Genomic DNA, 16,056 nt, shown 5'->3' on the forward strand with positions numbered 1-16,056 from the left:
GGTGCTGTCTTCACATGCGATGAAAGGCCTTCGCAGTCATGGCGAATGCGACCAATAATTCCCGCGGCTCCTATTACATCACGACCGCGATTGCCTATCCCAACGGCGTGCCGCATATCGGCCACGCCTATGAGGCGATCGCGACCGATGCCCTGGCGCGCTTCCAGCGGCTCGATGGCAAGGATGTGTTCTTCCTGACCGGCACCGACGAGCACGGCCAGAAGATGGTGCAGACCGCGGTGAAGGAAGGCCTGACGCCGTCGGAGCTGGCGACGCGCAACGCCACGCAGTTCAAGGACATGGACCGCGTCCTCAACATTTCCTACGATCGCTTCATCCGCACCTCGGAGGAACAGCACCATCGCTCCAGCCAGGCGATCTGGCAGCGCATGGCGGACAATGGCGACATCTATCTCGACTCTTACGCCGGCTGGTACTCGGTGCGCGACGAGGCCTACTACGCCGAGGACGAGACCGTAGTCGGCGAGGACAAGGTGCGCCGCGGACCGCAGGGCACGCCGGTCGAATGGGTCGAGGAATCGAGCTACTTCTTCAAGCTCGCGTCCTATCAGGACAAGCTCCTCAAGCTCTATGAGGAGCAGCCGGACTTTATTGGCCCGGACACCCGCCGCAACGAGGTGATGAGCTTCGTCAAGGGCGGCCTCAAGGACCTGTCGATCTCGCGCACCACCTTCGACTGGGGCGTCAAGGTGCCCGGCGACGACAAGCACGTGATGTATGTCTGGGTCGATGCGCTGACCAACTACATCACCGGCGTCGGCTTCCCCGACAAGGGCGACGCGAACTGGCGCTACTGGCCGGCGGACGCGCACATCATCGGCAAGGACATCATCCGCTTCCACGCGGTGTACTGGCCGGCATTCCTGATGTCGGCCGGCATCGCGCTGCCGAAGCGCGTCTATGCGCACGGCTTCCTGTTCAACAAGGGCGAGAAGATGTCGAAGTCGGTCGGCAATGTCGTCGATCCCTTCAATCTGGCTGTGCAGTACGGCGTCGATCAGCTGCGCTTCTTCCTGCTGCGCGAAGTGCCGTTCGGCCAGGACGGCAGCTACAATCACGAGGCCATCGTAAACCGCACCAATGCCGATCTCGCCAACGACCTCGGCAATCTGGCGCAGCGATCATTGTCGATGATCGCCAAACAATATGCCGGCGTGCTGCCGGAGCCCGGCGACTTCAGCGACAACGACAAGGCCATCCTGGCGCAGGCCGACGGCATGCTCGATCTGGCGCGCGCTGCGATGGCGACGCAGCAGATCCATCAGGCGCTGAACGCGGTGTGGAACGTGGTCGCGGAAGCCAACCGCTATTTTGCCGGCGAGGCGCCGTGGGCGCTGGCCAAGACCGATCCGAAGAAGCAGGGCACCGTATTGTACGTCACCGCCGAAGTGGTGCGGCAGGTCGCGATCCTGGCGCAGCCGGCGATACCGGACAGTGCGGGCAAGCTGCTCGACGTGCTCGGCGTGGCCGCGGACGCGCGCGACTTCGCGGCGCTGGCGACGCGGCTGAAGTCCGGCGCGACGCTACCGACGCCGACCGGCGTGTTTCCGCGCTACGTCGAACCGACTCCGGCGGCCTGATCGCATGCTGGTCGATAGTCACTGCCATCTCGACTTCCCGGACTTTGCCGACGAACTTGACGGCATCGTCGCACGCGCGGAGGCGGCCGGCGTCGGCCGTCTCGTCACCATCTCGACACGGGTGAAGCAGTTTCCGAGACTGCTGGCGATCGCCGAGCGTTTCCCCAACGTCTTTTGCTCGGTCGGCACGCACCCCGGTCATGTGGATGAGGAGGACGGCATCACGGCGGAAGAACTGATCGAGCTGACCAAGCATCCGAAGGTCGTTGCACTCGGAGAAGCGGGTCTCGACAATTTCTACGGCACCGATTTCAACGAAGCGCAGGAGCGCGGCTTTCGCGCGCATATCGCAGCAGCCCGCGCGACCGGCCTGCCGCTGGTGATCCACACCCGCGTCGCCGACGAGCAATGCGGCCGTATCCTCCAGGACGAGATGGGGAAGGGCGCCTTCCGCGCGGTGCTGCATTGCTACACCGGCGGACGCGAGCTCGCGATGCAGGCGATCGAGCTTGGCCTGTCGATCTCCTTTACCGGCATCCTGACCTTCAAGAAGTCGCAGGAACTGCGCGACCTTGCCGCCGAGCTGCCGGCCGACCGCATCATGGTCGAGACCGACGCGCCCTATCTGGCGCCCGGCAAATTCCGCGGCAAACGCTGCGAGCCGGCCTACGTCGTCGAGACCGCGAAGGTGCTCGCGGAAACCCGCGGCGTCTCGCTGGAAGAGATATCGAAGCAGACTACGGAAAACTTCTTCCGGCTGTTCAGCAAGGTGCCGCCGCCGGATGCCGCGTCATGACGGTGACGCTGACCATTCTCGGCTGCGGCTCGTCGGCCGGCGTGCCGCGCCCGGCGCTCGGCTGGGGTGCCTGCGATCCGACCAACCCGAAGAACCGCCGCCGCCGCTGCTCGATCATGGCGGAGCGAGAGGGCGAACACGGCATCACCCGCGTGGTGATCGACACCTCGCCGGATTTGCGCGAGCAGTTGATCGACGCGCAGGTCTATCACATCGACGCGGTGTTCCTGACCCATGAGCACGCCGACCAGACGCATGGGATCGACGATTTGCGCTCGGTGGTCATCCATCAGCGCCGGCGGATTCCGTTTCATCTCAACCAGGCGACCGCCAGGGACATCCTGCCGCGGTTCTCCTATTGCTTCACGTCGCCGGAGGGCAGCGACTACCCTCCGATCCTCGAACAGAAATCGATCGAGGCCGGCGAGAGCCGCACCATCGAGGGTCCCGGCGGCGCGCTGACGCTGACGCCGTTCCTGGTCCAGCACGGCAACATCCCGGCGCTCGGCTACCGGATCGGCAACGCCGCCTACACGCCCGACGTCCACGACATTCCGGAGGAGAGTTGGCCGGCGCTCGAGGGCCTCGATCTCTGGGTGATCGACGGGCTGCGCTACACCCAGCACCCCAGCCATTTCTCGATCCCCGACGCGCTGTCGTGGGTCGCCCGCTTCAAGCCGAAGCGGACGGTGATCACCAACATGACCGCGGATGTGGATTACGAGGAACTGCAGCAGCAACTGCCGGACGGCGTGGTGCCTGCGTATGACGGAATGCGGCTGGTGATCGAGTAGCCCCAAACTGTCATTCCGGGGCGCGAGCGCGCCAGCAGCGAGCGACCCCGGAACCTCGACATGTTCATCGTCCCATCTCGAGGTTCCGGGTTCGCTCAGGCTGCGCCTTCGCGCCCCGGAACGACAATGTATCTGTTCTACCCCGAAATCGCCGTCGCCGACTTCGCCTGATCGCGCAGCATGAACTTCTGAATCTTGCCCGTGGACGTCTTCGGAATCGCCGAGAACACCACCTTCTTCGGTGTCTTGAAGCCCGGCATGTGCTCGCGGCAGAACGCGATGATGTCGGCTTCGGTCGCACTCGCCCCCGCCTTCAGCTCGATAAAGGCGCAGGGCACCTCGCCCCATTTGGCGTCGGGCTGCGCCACCACGGCGGCGAACAGCACCGCGGGATGGCGGTACAGCACGTCCTCGACCTCGACCGACGAGATATTCTCGCCGCCGGAGATGATGATGTCCTTGGAGCGGTCCTTGATGATGACGTAGCCGAATTCGTCGAGCACACCGAGGTCGCCGGTGTGGAACCAGCCGCCTTCGAACGCCTCCTGGGTCGCCTTCTCGTTCTTCAGATAGCCCTTCATGACGATGTTGCCGCGGAACATCACCTCGCCGATGGTCTCGCCGTCGCGCGGCACTTCCCGCATGGTTTCGGGATCGAGCACGGTGACGGCTTCCTGCAGCGGGTAGGGCACGCCCTGCCGGCGCTTCAGCCTGGCGCGCTCGGCGGGAGGCAACTCGTCCCAGCCGGGCTGCTCGGCGCAGACCGAGGCCGGGCCGTAGACTTCGGTCAAGCCGTAGACATGGGTCAGCTTGATGCCGATGTTCTCGGCGCCCGATAGCACCGCCATCGGCGGCGGCGCGCCGGCGATCGAGCCCTGCACCATCCGGCCGCCGGCGTAGGTCGGCGCATCCGGCGCATTGATCAGCGTGGCGTAGACGATCGGCGCGCCGGACATGTGGGTGACGCCATGCTCCTTCATCAGCGCGAAGATTTTGGTCGGATCGACCTTGCGCAGGCAGACGTTGATGCCGGCGGTAGCCGCCAGCGTCCACGGGAAGCACCAGCCGTTGCAATGGAACATCGGCAGCGTCCACAGATAGACCGGGTGCTGGCCGAGGCCAGCGGCGAGGATATTCGAGACGGCGTTGAGATAGGCGCCACGGTGATGCGTCACCACGCCCTTCGGATTGCCCGTGGTGCCAGACGTGTAACCCAGCGCAATGGCGTCCCATTCGTCGAGCGGGTAGGGGCTGGTGAAGGTGGGATCGCCGGACGTTACGGCGTCCTCATATTCGATCTCGCCAATGCCGGCCGACGGGCCGAACGCGACGTCATCGACGTCGATCACGACAGGCTTCGGCTGCGTCATCAGTTCCAGCGCGTCGGTAATAACGGCGGCGAACTCCGGATCGACCAGCAGGATTTTTGCGCCGCCATGGTCGAGTTGGAACGCGATCGAGGCGGGGTCGAGCCGGATGTTCAGCGCGTTGAGCACGGCGCCGGCCATCGGCACCGCGAAATGGGCTTCGTTCATCGCCGGCAGGTTCGGCAGCATGGCGGCGACTGTGTCGCCGCGGCCGATGCCGCGTGCAGCGAGGTACGAAGCAAACCGCCGGCAGCGCTGATAGGTCTGCGCCCAGGTGAAGCGGCGGCCCTCATAGACCGTACTGGTGTGGTCCGGATAGACCGCCGCGCTGCGCGCCAGAAAGCTCAGCGGCGACAGCGGGACGAAGTTAGCCTTGTTCTGGTCAAGGCCGATACTGTAGGCACCTTGCGACTCAACCATAACAATCTCCTTTAATCGCAGTAGCTTACACGGATAAATTCATCTGATTGGCAGCGAGTCAAGAAAGCTCAAGTCGATTCTCTTAAAGTCGGATTAACTAGCTGGAATAGCGATCTTTTAGAGAAACCCGATCGAGATCCACGGAAAGATCGCCACAATGATTAATCCGGCCAGCAGCGCCAGCAGGTAGCCAAGGATCAGCCGGATGCCTTCCGCCGGATCGACTCGCCCGATGGCACAGGCCGCATAATACCCCACGCCGAACGGCGGCGCGAACAGTCCGATGCCCATCGCCAGGATCACGACCATCGCATAATGCACCTCGTGCACCCCGACGAGCCGGGCGATCGGGAACAGCAGCGGCCCGAACAGGACGATCGCCGGAATGCCCTCGAGCACGCTGCCGAGGATGATGAAGGCGACGATCGAAACCGCGATGAAGGTCGCGCCGCCGCCGGGCAGGCCGGTCATGGCGGCGGCCAGCGCGCGCGAAAAACCGGACTGCGTCAGACCCCAGGCCATGCCGGTCGCCGTGCCGATGATCAGCAGGATCGCGCCGGACAGGCACGCCGTGTCGATCAGCATCGGCATCAGCCGCTTCACCGGGAACTGGCGATAGATCAGCAGGCCGGCCAGCACCGCATAGACGATGCCGATGGTGGAGACTTCGGTGGCGGTGGCCACGCCCTCGACCACGGCGGCGCGGATCACGAACGGCAATGCGATGGCGGGCAGGGAGATGATAAAGGCTCGGCCGATCTCGCGGCCCGACGCCCGTGTGACGTGGCTTAGATCCTCGTCGCGGTAGCGCCACCACACCAGCGCGCCGAGCGTGATCGCCAGCACGACGCCCGGCAGCAGCCCGCCGGTGAAAAGCGCAGAGATCGACACGCCGGTGACCGATCCGATGGTGATCAGCACCAGGCTCGGCGGGATGGTTTCGGTCTGCGCGCCGGTCGCCGAGAGCAGGGCGACCAGATCGCCGGGCTTGGCGCCGCGCGCCTTCATTTCGGGGAACAGCACCGGGGCCACCGCGGCCATGTCGGCCGCCTTGGAGCCGGAAATCCCGGACACCAGATACATCGCGCCGATCAGCACATAATGCAGTCCGCCGCGGACATGGCCCAAAAGGCTGGCGAGAAACGCGACCATCGCGCGCGCCATGCCGGTCATCTCGATCAAGAGACCCAGGAACACGAACAGCGGCACCGACAGCAGGATCAAATGGCTCATGCCCTCGTCCATGCGACCGACCAGCACCATGATCGGCGTGTTGGTGGTCAGCGCCATGTAGCCGAAGATGGCCAGACCGAAGCCGAAGGCGATCGGCACGCCGGCGAACACGCACAGGCCGACCACGCCGACGAAGAAGATGATCAGGTTGAGATTGCCGAGTGTGCGCAGCAGCGGCTGCGCCAGCCAGAACGCGCCCATGATGGCGATCACCGTCGCCAGCGCCAACAGCATCGTGCGCCGGTCGCCGTAGCGGGCGAGGCGAAGCAGGGCGAACAATGCCATGATGGTGATGCCGACCGGCAGCGCGGCGGCGCGGAACGAGTTGGCGATCTGCAGCGCCGGCGTGGTGATGTAGCTTTCCTCATAGGCGTATTCGTAGGACGGCGCGACGATCATCAGCAGGAAGGCCAGCGCCGAGATGGTGGCGACGACATCGAGGAAAGCCCAAATCCGCGGCCCGGCCATGGCGACCAAAGCCGTCATCCGCATGTGCTCGCCGCGCCGGAACGCGACCGCCGAGCCCAGCATCGCCAGCCACAGGAACAGGATCGACGCCAGTTCGTCCGACCACACCAGTGGTCGGTGCACCACGTAGCGCGCCACCACTCCGGCGAACAAAATGATGATCTCGGCGACCACCAGCAGCGCGGCCGGCACCTCGACCAGCCGCGCCAGAATCGACTCCAGCGAGGTAAGGAACGCGCGCGGGCGAGGGACCTCCGCGGTCACCTCGCCCGCCTCCGGAGCCGCGATATCGGCATGGGCCATGAAGCGCTACGCCAGCTTGCCGACGGATTTCTCCAGCAGCTCCCACGCCTGCTCGCCGTATTTGCCCTTCCATTCCGCGTAGAACCCGGCCTGGCGCAGCTTGTCGCGGAACGGCGCCACGGTGGGCTGGTTGAAGATCAGGCCCTTGGCGGTCAGGTCCTCGCGCACGTTGGCGTTGAGCTTGGCGGTATCGACGCGCTCGTTGACCGCGGCGGCGTTGATGTTCTTGGCCACGATGGTGCGCAGGTCGGCCGGCAGTTTTTCCCAAGCGCGGCGGTTGGCGAGGAACCAGAAACCGTCCCACATGTGGTTGGTCATCGAGCAGTATTTCTGCACTTCGTACAGCTTGGCGGTGGAGATCAGCGCCAGCGGATTTTCCTGGCCCTCGACGACCCGCGTCTGCAGCGCGGAATACACTTCGCTGAAATTGATGGAGGCGGGCGACGCATCGAACGCCTTGAACATCGAGGTCCACAAAGGCGATACCGGCACCCGGATCTTGAAGCCCTTGAAGTCCTCGGGGCCATTGATCGGCCGCGACGACGACGTGGTCTGACGGAAGCCGTTGTCCCAGATCTTGTCCATCACAACGAGGTTCGCCTTGGTGATCTCGCCGCGCACATAGGCTCCGAGATCGCCGTCCATGGCCTTCCAGACGGTGTCGTAATCCGGGAACGCGAAGCCGATGCCGTTGATCGAGGCCGCCGGCACCAGGGTCGCCAGGATCAGGCCGGACAACGTGAAGAACTCGACGCCGCCGGAGCGGATCTGGCTCAGCATGTCGGTGTCGGAGCCGAGCTGGTTGTTCGGGAAGACCTGCAAATCGACGCGGCCCTGGGTCTCGGCCTTGATCGCCGCCGACATTTCGCGGGCGCGGACGTTGAGCGGATGGGTGTCGGGCAGGTTGTTGGCATATTTGTAGACGAATTCGGCGCTCTGGGCGCGCGCCACGAACGGCATGCCGACGCCACCCAGCACAGTCGCTGCGGCAGACGCTTTCAATATCGTACGACGTGAAATGCTCATGCGGATTCTCCCTGACTTTTATTGTTGGCTGGGATCTCAGGGATCCCTTGCTGTCTGGTCATCATGGTATCGATGAGCGGTCAAGTTGTTTCGGCTTTGGATGGTAGCCAGTCCGCCGTGGCAAGGTGGTCACGACGATGGCAACGCGCGCGATGCTGGCGCAGCGGCGTCGAACGCAGCCAGGCAGCGCCGGTGCCGAACCCATTCGGTGGTCAGCCATATGGACGGCAGCGGCGAGGCTGCCGCACGCAACGAGGCTGCAACCATTGGCTTTGTCCGCAATTTGAACTAAGTCCTTGAGATCATTTGAGGATAATATATTCCATAATATACCTTATGCGAATCCGGGATATGAACTTGCCGTTCTGCCCCGCCCGACACCCTCTTGTCAAAGCTCATGTCTGTTGCGCGGCTCGTGCCTGTCGTCGTCCGTCCGATGGCGTGGCACCGACCGGACAGACTGCATGCCGTAGCGGCCGCCGGCGTGATGCCACCGTTTCCGTACACGTGGCGTTTGGCGCGCGGCTACTGCCGAACCGCCGACAGCGGTGACGAGTGATGATGCAAAATCATCCAGCGGCCCTCGCGCCTCACAACAACCATCGTGAACCGCGACGGTCGCGGCGCATCGTTTTCCGCAGCTCTGGCGAAACGATAAAATCCGGTTCCAACGACGGCGTTCTGGTCCAGGACGATGGTGCGTCTCTCCACGATCGTATTTTTTCGTCCGCTGCCGGGAAGGTCCTTGAAGTACTCTTTGATGGCGTCGCGCCCTTCCGAAATCACAGGACTGGTGGTGCCGAGCAAGACCGCGTCCGCGGCATAGAGATCCAGCAATCCCGCAGTGTCATTCGCGCTGTATTTCGCAGACCATTGGTCGATCACCGCGTTGGCCTCGTCAGCGGCCCCTGCAGCAGCGGTGGTCGCGGATGCCAGCGATATCAGCAAGGCCAATCCATGTCGTTGCATCGTCCTCTCCGTGGAAATGGATAGGGAAACTTCTACAGTTCCATCATATCACGTATTGACAGGAATTTGAGGATGGCTTCGCGGATCGCGCGCAAAGTCATGCCACCCGCCGCGTGGTCACCTGTCGTGCCCATACCAGGCCGCCTGCCCGCGCTCGCTCGGTCCGTTTACAGATGCCCGGAGCGCTCGGGCTTTCTGTCAGTCGGCTGAAAGCGGACCGTCGTGCCGACCGTGATCCAGTCGGCGTTTTCGCCGGTGATGTTGTGGCCGTAGATCACGTCGATGGAAAAGATCTCGTTCGGTCGGTAACGAATGCCGGTCTGCAATTTGGGCTGCACGACGCTGCGAATTTCGGATGGGCCGGCCTGCCCGTACATCTCGATCGTGTACTGGAACAGATCGGTCAGCTTCCAGTCGAAGCCGATGCCATAAGTCAGATAATGCCGATCGACGGTGCGGTCCCACAGCCAGCCGGCATTGAGATTGATCCGCATGACTTCCGACAGCCGGTAGGTCGCCGGGATTTCCGCGAACAGCGCCGTGGTCTGGCCGGTCTGGGCGTCAAAAGCGACGCTGCCCAGCGCCGAGACGCCGAATTTGCCAATTCCGGTCGGGATCAGGTTGATCTTGGCCTTGGGCGTGACGCTGGTGCCCCAGTCGCCGTCGGCACGAAACCGGTTGGTCAGTACGCTGAGTTCGACCGGGCGCACGATTTCCGCCACGCAGGACGGATTGGCGACGGCCGAAAAATCCGAATTCGTGGCGGTAGCGAGCCAGCTCTCGACCTTGCAGCTACCAACGTCGGAAATATCCGCGGCGTCCACGGCATAGGCGCCGTTGGCGGCGTGCGCGGCGCCGGCGCCGGCCAGCATCACGGCAAGGGTCGCAAGCGCCGGCAATCGTGATCTTGAGTACGCCATTCGCTAGCACTAGCTTAGTCCACAAAAGACGCCAGCTCTATTTGCACCCTAGCGTATGCAACGCACAGCGGGCTTTACGCCGCGGTTGCCGAATACTCACGCCAGCCCTTGGCGCGCAACTCGCAGGCTGGGCACTGGCCGCAGCCGTAACCCCAGTCGTGCAGGGCGCCCCGCTCGCCGAGATAGCAGGTGTGGGAATGCTCACGGATCAGGTCAACGAGGCCCTGCCCGCCAAGTTCATCGGCCAGCGCCCAGGTCGCCGCCTTGTCGCGCCACATCAGCGGCGTGTGCAGATGGAATTGCCGGTCCATGCCGAGGTTGAGCGCCTGCTGCAGCGCGCGGATGGTGTCGTCGCGGCAGTCGGGATAGCCGGAATAGTCGGTCTCGCACATGCCGCCGATGATGTGCGTGATGCCGCGGCGATAGGCCAGCGCCGCCGCAAAGGTCAGAAAGACGAGGTTACGGCCGGGCACGAAGGTGTTGGGCAGGCCGCCTGCCCCCATCTCGATCGCGACGTCGCGCGTCAGCGCGGTGTCGGAGATCACGCTCAGCGTCGGGATATCCAGCGTGTGGCTGTCGCCGAGCTTGGCCGCCCAATCGGGATCAAGCGCGCGCAGGCCGTCCAGCAGCTTTTCGCGGCTGTCGAGTTCGATCAGATGGCGCTGGCCATAGCTGAAACCCAGCATCTCGACGCGGGCAAAGCGCGCCAGCGCCCAGGCCAGGCAGGTGGCGGAATCCTGGCCGCCGGAGAACAGCACCAGGGCGGTTTGGTCGGGGAATGTGTCGGTCATGGCGAACTTGTAGCCCGGATGGAGCGAAGCGCAATCCGGTCCACGATGACTTTTACTTCTGCCTGCGGCATACCGGACGGGTCTTCCCCCAGCTTCGGTGCCTCATGACCCCTTCCCGCGATATTGCCGGCCTGATCGACATCATGGCGCGGCTGCGCACCCCCGTCACCGGTTGCCCGTGGGACCTCGAACAGAACTTTGCCAGCATTGCGCCGTACACCATCGAGGAAGCCTATGAGGTCGCCGACGCCATAGCGAGGCACGATCTTGGCGATCTCTGCGAAGAGCTCGGCGACCTGCTATTGCAGGTGGTGTTTCATGCCCGCATGGCCGAGGAGCAGAATGCGTTTGCGTTCGGTGACGTCGTCGAGGCGATCACGCGAAAAATGATCCGGCGGCATCCGCATGTGTTTGCCGACAAGGACGGCAAGCTCACGCCGGCGGAGGTGAAAGGCGCGTGGGCGCGGATCAAGGCCGAGGAGAAGGCGGAACGCGCGGCGCGGCAGCCAGCGGGCAAGGCTGCGCCCTCCTCCTTGCTCGCCTCGATCAAGGCCGGGCAGCCGTCGCTGACCCAGGCGATGGCGTTGCAGCGGAAAGCGTCCAGCGTCGGCTTCGACTGGAACGACCCGCGTGCGGTGCTGGCAAAGATCCGCGAAGAGGCCGACGAGATCGAGGCCGCGCTCGATCGTGGCGATGCGCAAGAAGTCGCGGCCGAGACCGGCGACCTGATGTTCGCGCTGGTCAATCTCGCGCGCCATGTCGGCGCCGATCCCGATCTCGCACTGCGCGGCACAAATGTGAAATTCGAGCGCCGCTTCGGCTATATCGAACAGGCGCTGGCGGCGCAGGGCCGCACGCTGCAGGATGCGTCGCTGCAAGAGATGGATGCGTTGTGGGACGAGGCGAAAAAGACCGAGGCTGTCGTCCCGGCCGGGTGAGCGAGACTAGATTGCAACTACACTTCAGCTAATTTTGTGTAGCGCGAGGCCAGTGGTCTCCCTCCCCCTTGCGGGGAGGGTCGGCCGAACGAGCGATGATGCGATAGCATCATCGAGAGTGGAGGCCGGGGTGGGGGTTGCCACGGGCGACGGCGCTTGTGGCACCCCCACCCGACCCGGCTTCTCTTCGTTGCGCCGGGCTACCCTCCCCGCAAGGGGGGAGGGAAAAGAAAGAGCCGCCACCGCTCGCACTGTTGCGAGCAAACTTTACTACGATCAAAAGCAAGCCGTGCTTACGCCGTCGCGTCATCCACCGGATGCAGCACGGCGCCGAACTTGTTCATGACGATGTCACGCTTGGTCTCGTCGACCCGCACAACCATGTCGAACTGGCCTTCGTGCAGCTCCTTCACCAGTACTTCGGCGTTGCGATGCAGCCAGCTTACGCCGGCGCCGTCGGAAGCATCGACCGACAGGTCGAGCGTGATGCGCGTCGCGGCCAGTCGGGTCTCGATCGCCGCCAGCAATTCATCAACGCCCTCGCCGGTTTCCGCCGAGACCAGGAAGCACGGCTTCTCCGGCGGACGGCGGGCGGCGATGTTGGCGATGTTCTCGCGCTGATCGGCATCGAAGCGGTCGATCTTGTTCCAGACTTCCAGGATACGTTCGCTGGCGTCGGTGTCGATGCCGAGTTGCCGCAGCACCTTGTCGACGTCGCTCTGCTGCGCGTCCGCATCCTCATGCGCGATGTCGCGGACATGCAGGATGATATCGGCTTCCAGCACCTCTTCCAGCGTGGCACGGAATGCGGCCACGAGTTGCGTCGGCAGGTTGGAGATGAAGCCGACCGTGTCCGACAGCATCGCCTTGCCGCCATGCGGCAGCGTCAACGCGCGCAGCGTCGGGTCCAGCGTCGCGAACAGCATATCCTCGGCGGTGACGTCGGCATGCGTCAGACGGTTGAATAGCGTCGACTTGCCGGCATTGGTGTAGCCGACCAGCGCCACCACCCGATATGGCACGCGTTGCCGCCCGGCACGGTGCAGCCGGCGCGTCGCCTGAACCTTCTTGATCTCGTTCTCGATGCGCGTGATGCGATCGCCGATCAGGCGACGATCGGCCTCGATCTGGGTCTCGCCGGGGCCGCCCATGAAGCCGAAGCCGCCGCGCTGGCGCTCCAGATGGGTCCAGGACCGCACCAGACGGCTGCGCTGGTAATTGAGATGGGCGAGTTCGACCTGCAGCGTGCCCTCCTTCGTCTTGGCGCGGCGGCCGAAGATTTCCAGAATGAGGCCGGTGCGGTCGAGCACCTTGGTGTTCCATTCCTTCTCGAGGTTGCGCTGCTGGATCGGCGACAGAGCGCAATCCATTACCACCAGCTCGATGTCGTGGCCGGTTATCAGGCCGAGAATTTCCTCGACCTTGCCCTTGCCGAGATAGGTCGCGGGGCGGATCTGGCCGAGCGGCGCCGCCACGGCTTCGGCGATGGTCAGGCCGATGGCACGGGCGAGGCCAGTGGCTTCCTCGAGCCGCGCTTCGGAATCGCGGACATGGCTGTCCGCCTGCGTATCGGCATTGCCGCGCCGTTCCCGCAGATAGGGACCGATGACAACCACCCGTCCCGTCGATTCACCCGGCGCCGGCCGTGGTCGGTCGGCAGCCCCATCGAAGCTTTTATGTTCCAATTAAATCAATCTCACGTTGGTGCATCTTCGCCGCCTTCGAACAACTGAATCGGTGCACCCGGCATGATGGTCGAAATCGCGTGCTTGTAGACAAGCTGCGAATGGCCATCGCGACGGAGCAGCAGACAGAAATTGTCGAACCATGTGACGATCCCCTGAAGCTTCACTCCGTTCACCAGAAAGATCGTCAAAGGCGTTTTTGTTTTGCGAACGTGATTGAGGAACGTGTCTTGTAGGTTTTGTGCGCGGTCGGCCGCCATTGTTTTTATCCCGCAGTCTGATTGCATCTTTTATTTTTAAACCAGGCCCGCCCTCTACGGGGCATCTCCTCGCTGCCGTGCTTTCCCCTGAGATCCCCCTCCGGGCACACGACGAAATGATTAGATGGCAGGCGCGCTTTTTAGGCAAGTCAGAACAGTTGGCGCCGGCCCAAAACCCGGTCAATTCTCAGGAAATGGCCGCAAACTTATGGAATTCCTCACGCAACCGCTTGGCAATACCGCCCGGCTTGCCGTCGCCGATGGCGTGGCCGTCGATGTTGACGACGGGCATGACGATCTGGGAAGCCGAGGACACGAAAGCCTCGGTTGCGTGATACGCCTCGTCCGGCGTGAAATTGCGCTCTTCCAGCGTTAGTTGCATCGCTGCCAGCACGTCGATCAGCACCGCGCGGGTGATGCCGGCGAGAATGCCGGAGGTAGCCGTGCGGGTCACGACCTTGCCGTCTTTGGTCACGATCCAAGCATTGCACGAGGCGCCCTCGGTGACGAATCCGTTGCCGTCGACGTACCAGGCCTCATAGGCGCCCTTGTCGCGCGCTTCCTGGCGCGCCAGCACGTTGGGCAACAGGCCCACGGTCTTGATATCGACCCGCGGCCAGCGATTCTCGGCGGTGGTGATGACCTTCACGCCGCGCTCGGCCTGGGCCTGGTTCCTGGCGAAATTCAGCGACTTGGCGGTGACGACCAAGCTGGGCTTCACTTCGGGCGCCGGAAAGCCGTGGTCGCGATGCGCGACGCCGCGCGATATCTGCAGATAGACGATGCCGTAGCGGATGCGGTTGCGGCGGACCACCTCCTGCATCACGACCTTGAGCGAGGCCAGCGGCATCGCTTCGGCGATCCGCAATTCGCGCAATGAGCGCTGCATCCGCGCCATGTGTCGGGGGAAATCGACCATCTTGCCGCCGACGATCTCGCAGACCTCGTAGATGCCGTCGGCGAACTGGTAGCCGCGGTCCTCGACGTTGACGGCGGCGTCGCGCAGAGGGGTGTAATGACCGTTCACATAGGCAATGCGCGACATGGGACTTCCCGTTGATGGCTGGTGCGATGGTGGGATGCGATGGTGGGAGTGGTGTTTAACCGACGCCGAGGGCCTTGAGCTTGCGGTGCAGCGCCGAGCGCTCCATGCCGACGAATTCGGCAGTGCGTGAGATGTTACCCGAGAACCTCGAGATCTGCGCGATCAGATAATCGCGCTCGAACACTTCGCGGGCTTCGCGCAGCGGCAGGCCCATGATGTGCTCGCCATTATTGCTGGTCGGCATCGACGGCACCATCGAGCCGACATCCTGCGGCAGCATGTCGGCGGTGATGATCACCTCCGGGCCGCCGCCGGCGAGAATCATGACACGCTCGACGTTATTGCGGAGCTGGCGGACATTGCCGGGCCAGACGTGCGATTGCAGCACGGCCATCGCGTCCTGACCGATCTGGCGCTTGGGTAGACCCGTGGCGACCGAGATCTGCTCCATGAAATATTCGATCAGATCCGGAATATCCTCGCGGTGCTCGGACAAAGGCGGCACCCGGATCGGGACCACGGACAGCCGATGATAGAGGTCCTCGCGGAAACGACCCTCCGCGATCTCTTCCTCGAGATTACGCGCGGTCGAGGAAATGATGCGGACGTCGACATGCACCTTGGTGGTGCCCCCTGCCCGCGTGAAGGTCTGATCGACAAGGACGCGAAGAATCTTGTTCTGGGTCTCGCGCGGCAGATCGCCGATTTCGTCGAGGAACAGCGTGCCGCCATGGGCCTCTTCGAGCGCGCCGGCCTTGCGCGCCTGTTCGCCGTTCGACTGCTCGATGCCAAACAGTTCGAGCTCCATCCGCTCCGGCGTGATCGCCGCCGCATTGATGACGACGAACGGGCCTTCGGAACGCTGGGAGGCGTTGTGCAGCGTGCGCGCGGCCAGTTCCTTGCCGGCGCCGGAGGGGCCGACGATCAGGATGCGGCTGTTGGCCTTGGCGGCGCGATCGATGGTCTGGCGCAACTGGTTCATCGCGGCGGAACGGCCGGTCAGCGAGCTCGCCACCGGCGCCAGTTGCTTCAGCTCCTTGACCTCACGCTTCAGCCTGGAGGTTTCCAGCGCGCGGTTGGCGACCAGGATCAGCCGGTCGGCCTTGAACGGTTTTTCGATGAAGTCATAGGCGCCGCGCTTGATCGCCGCGACCGCGGTCTCGATGTTGCCGTGGCCGGAGATCATCACGACCGGCAATTCGGAGTGGTCGCGCTTGATCTGCTCAAGCAGTTGCAGCCCGTCGAGCTTGCTGCCCTGCAGCCAGATGTCGAGGAATACCATATTGGGCCGGCGATTGGAGATTTCGCCGAGCGCCGAATCGCTGTCGCGCGCCGTGCGCGTGGAGAATCCCTCGTCGTCGAGAATGCCCGCGACAAGGTCGCGGATGTCGGCTTCGTCATCGACGATCAGAATGTCATTGGCCATGATTCAAGCTCTGT

Annotated in this window: 14 protein-coding genes; 4 read left to right on the forward strand and 10 right to left on the reverse strand. The window is 63.7% G+C overall.

Features of this window, described 5'->3' with window-relative positions:
- The first annotated feature begins 38 nt into the window (after positions 1-38).
- The 3 genes from metG to FIU28_RS14535 are packed head-to-tail and all read left to right on the forward strand — an operon-like array spanning position 39 to position 3,191.
- Positions 39-1,601, forward strand: coding sequence for a methionine--tRNA ligase (gene metG, locus FIU28_RS14525; RefSeq protein ID WP_143573958.1), 1,563 nt, complete (start codon positions 39-41; stop codon positions 1,599-1,601).
- A gap of 4 nt (positions 1,602-1,605) precedes the next feature.
- Complete coding sequence (locus tag FIU28_RS14530; protein ID WP_143573959.1) at positions 1,606-2,397, forward strand: TatD family hydrolase; 792 nt, start codon at positions 1,606-1,608, stop codon at positions 2,395-2,397.
- Complete coding sequence (locus tag FIU28_RS14535) at positions 2,394-3,191, forward strand: MBL fold metallo-hydrolase (protein WP_143573960.1); 798 nt, start codon at positions 2,394-2,396, stop codon at positions 3,189-3,191. The genes FIU28_RS14530 and FIU28_RS14535 overlap by 4 nt, the downstream gene beginning before the upstream one ends.
- A gap of 137 nt (positions 3,192-3,328) precedes the next feature.
- Here FIU28_RS14535 and FIU28_RS14540 read toward each other — a convergent pair whose 3' ends face one another.
- From FIU28_RS14540 to queC, 6 genes are all read right to left on the reverse strand, one after another.
- Entirely contained in the window at positions 3,329-4,978 is a 1,650-nt protein-coding gene (locus FIU28_RS14540; protein ID WP_143573961.1) for an acyl-CoA synthetase, read from the reverse strand.
- Between the two features lie 117 nt (positions 4,979-5,095).
- Positions 5,096-6,982 (reverse strand): TRAP transporter large permease, encoded by a 1,887-nt coding sequence (locus FIU28_RS14545; protein ID WP_143573962.1) that lies wholly within the window; start codon positions 6,980-6,982, stop codon positions 5,096-5,098.
- Between the two features lie 6 nt (positions 6,983-6,988).
- The gene (locus FIU28_RS14550) at positions 6,989-8,008 is read right to left on the reverse strand and encodes a TRAP transporter substrate-binding protein (RefSeq protein ID WP_143573963.1); all 1,020 of its coding nucleotides are present in this window, start codon (positions 8,006-8,008) and stop codon (positions 6,989-6,991) included.
- A 525-nt stretch (positions 8,009-8,533) separates the two neighbouring features.
- The gene (locus FIU28_RS14555) at positions 8,534-8,977 is read right to left on the reverse strand and encodes an SgcJ/EcaC family oxidoreductase (RefSeq protein ID WP_143573964.1); all 444 of its coding nucleotides are present in this window, start codon (positions 8,975-8,977) and stop codon (positions 8,534-8,536) included.
- A gap of 167 nt (positions 8,978-9,144) precedes the next feature.
- Entirely contained in the window at positions 9,145-9,849 is a 705-nt protein-coding gene (locus FIU28_RS14560) for a hypothetical protein (RefSeq protein WP_441351303.1), read from the reverse strand.
- Between the two features lie 122 nt (positions 9,850-9,971).
- Positions 9,972-10,688, reverse strand: a complete 717-nt coding sequence (gene queC, locus FIU28_RS14565) for a 7-cyano-7-deazaguanine synthase QueC (RefSeq protein WP_143573966.1) — start codon at positions 10,686-10,688, stop codon at positions 9,972-9,974.
- A gap of 104 nt (positions 10,689-10,792) precedes the next feature.
- On the opposite strand from queC, the gene mazG reads away from it, so the two are divergent.
- The gene (gene mazG / locus FIU28_RS14570) at positions 10,793-11,626 is read left to right on the forward strand and encodes a nucleoside triphosphate pyrophosphohydrolase (RefSeq protein ID WP_143573967.1); all 834 of its coding nucleotides are present in this window, start codon (positions 10,793-10,795) and stop codon (positions 11,624-11,626) included.
- Between the two features lie 293 nt (positions 11,627-11,919).
- Here the strand turns inward: mazG and hflX are convergent, their stop codons facing one another.
- From hflX to ntrX, 4 genes are all read right to left on the reverse strand, one after another.
- Positions 11,920-13,311: a GTPase HflX gene (gene hflX / locus FIU28_RS14575; protein WP_143573968.1), complete on the reverse strand. Its 1,392-nt coding sequence runs from the start codon at positions 13,309-13,311 to the stop codon at positions 11,920-11,922.
- Between the two features lie 11 nt (positions 13,312-13,322).
- On the reverse strand, positions 13,323-13,571 hold the full coding sequence (gene hfq / locus FIU28_RS14580; protein ID WP_143573969.1) for an RNA chaperone Hfq: 249 nt from the start codon (positions 13,569-13,571) through the stop codon (positions 13,323-13,325).
- A gap of 187 nt (positions 13,572-13,758) precedes the next feature.
- Positions 13,759-14,616: a D-amino-acid transaminase gene (locus FIU28_RS14585; RefSeq protein WP_143573970.1), complete on the reverse strand. Its 858-nt coding sequence runs from the start codon at positions 14,614-14,616 to the stop codon at positions 13,759-13,761.
- 55 nt (positions 14,617-14,671) lie between these two features.
- Positions 14,672-16,042, reverse strand: coding sequence for a nitrogen assimilation response regulator NtrX (ntrX, locus tag FIU28_RS14590; protein ID WP_143573971.1), 1,371 nt, complete (start codon positions 16,040-16,042; stop codon positions 14,672-14,674).
- Positions 16,043-16,056: the final 14 nt, after the last annotated feature.

The sequence above is a fragment of the Tardiphaga sp. vice154 genome, assembly GCF_007018645.1.
Taxonomy (GTDB): Bacteria; Pseudomonadota; Alphaproteobacteria; order Rhizobiales; family Xanthobacteraceae; genus Tardiphaga.

Bases quoted from the DNA above. Each gene is read 5' to 3' on its own strand.
- metG (WP_143573958.1), top strand. From the start codon at position 39: ATGGCGAATGCGACCAATAATTCCCGCGGCTCCTATTACATCACGACC.
- FIU28_RS14530 (WP_143573959.1), top strand. From the start codon at position 1,606: ATGCTGGTCGATAGTCACTGCCATCTCGACTTCCCGGACTTTGCCGAC.
- FIU28_RS14535 (WP_143573960.1), top strand. From the start codon at position 2,394: ATGACGGTGACGCTGACCATTCTCGGCTGCGGCTCGTCGGCCGGCGTG.
- FIU28_RS14540 (WP_143573961.1), bottom strand. From the start codon at position 4,978: ATGGTTGAGTCGCAAGGTGCCTACAGTATCGGCCTTGACCAGAACAAG.
- FIU28_RS14545 (WP_143573962.1), bottom strand. From the start codon at position 6,982: ATGGCCCATGCCGATATCGCGGCTCCGGAGGCGGGCGAGGTGACCGCG.
- FIU28_RS14550 (WP_143573963.1), bottom strand. From the start codon at position 8,008: ATGAGCATTTCACGTCGTACGATATTGAAAGCGTCTGCCGCAGCGACT.
- FIU28_RS14555 (WP_143573964.1), bottom strand. From the start codon at position 8,977: ATGCAACGACATGGATTGGCCTTGCTGATATCGCTGGCATCCGCGACC.
- FIU28_RS14560 (WP_441351303.1), bottom strand. From the start codon at position 9,849: ATGCTGGCCGGCGCCGGCGCCGCGCACGCCGCCAACGGCGCCTATGCC.
- queC (WP_143573966.1), bottom strand. From the start codon at position 10,688: ATGACCGACACATTCCCCGACCAAACCGCCCTGGTGCTGTTCTCCGGC.
- mazG (WP_143573967.1), top strand. From the start codon at position 10,793: ATGACCCCTTCCCGCGATATTGCCGGCCTGATCGACATCATGGCGCGG.
- hfq (WP_143573969.1), bottom strand. From the start codon at position 13,571: ATGGCGGCCGACCGCGCACAAAACCTACAAGACACGTTCCTCAATCAC.
- FIU28_RS14585 (WP_143573970.1), bottom strand. From the start codon at position 14,616: ATGTCGCGCATTGCCTATGTGAACGGTCATTACACCCCTCTGCGCGAC.
- ntrX (WP_143573971.1), bottom strand. From the start codon at position 16,042: ATGGCCAATGACATTCTGATCGTCGATGACGAAGCCGACATCCGCGAC.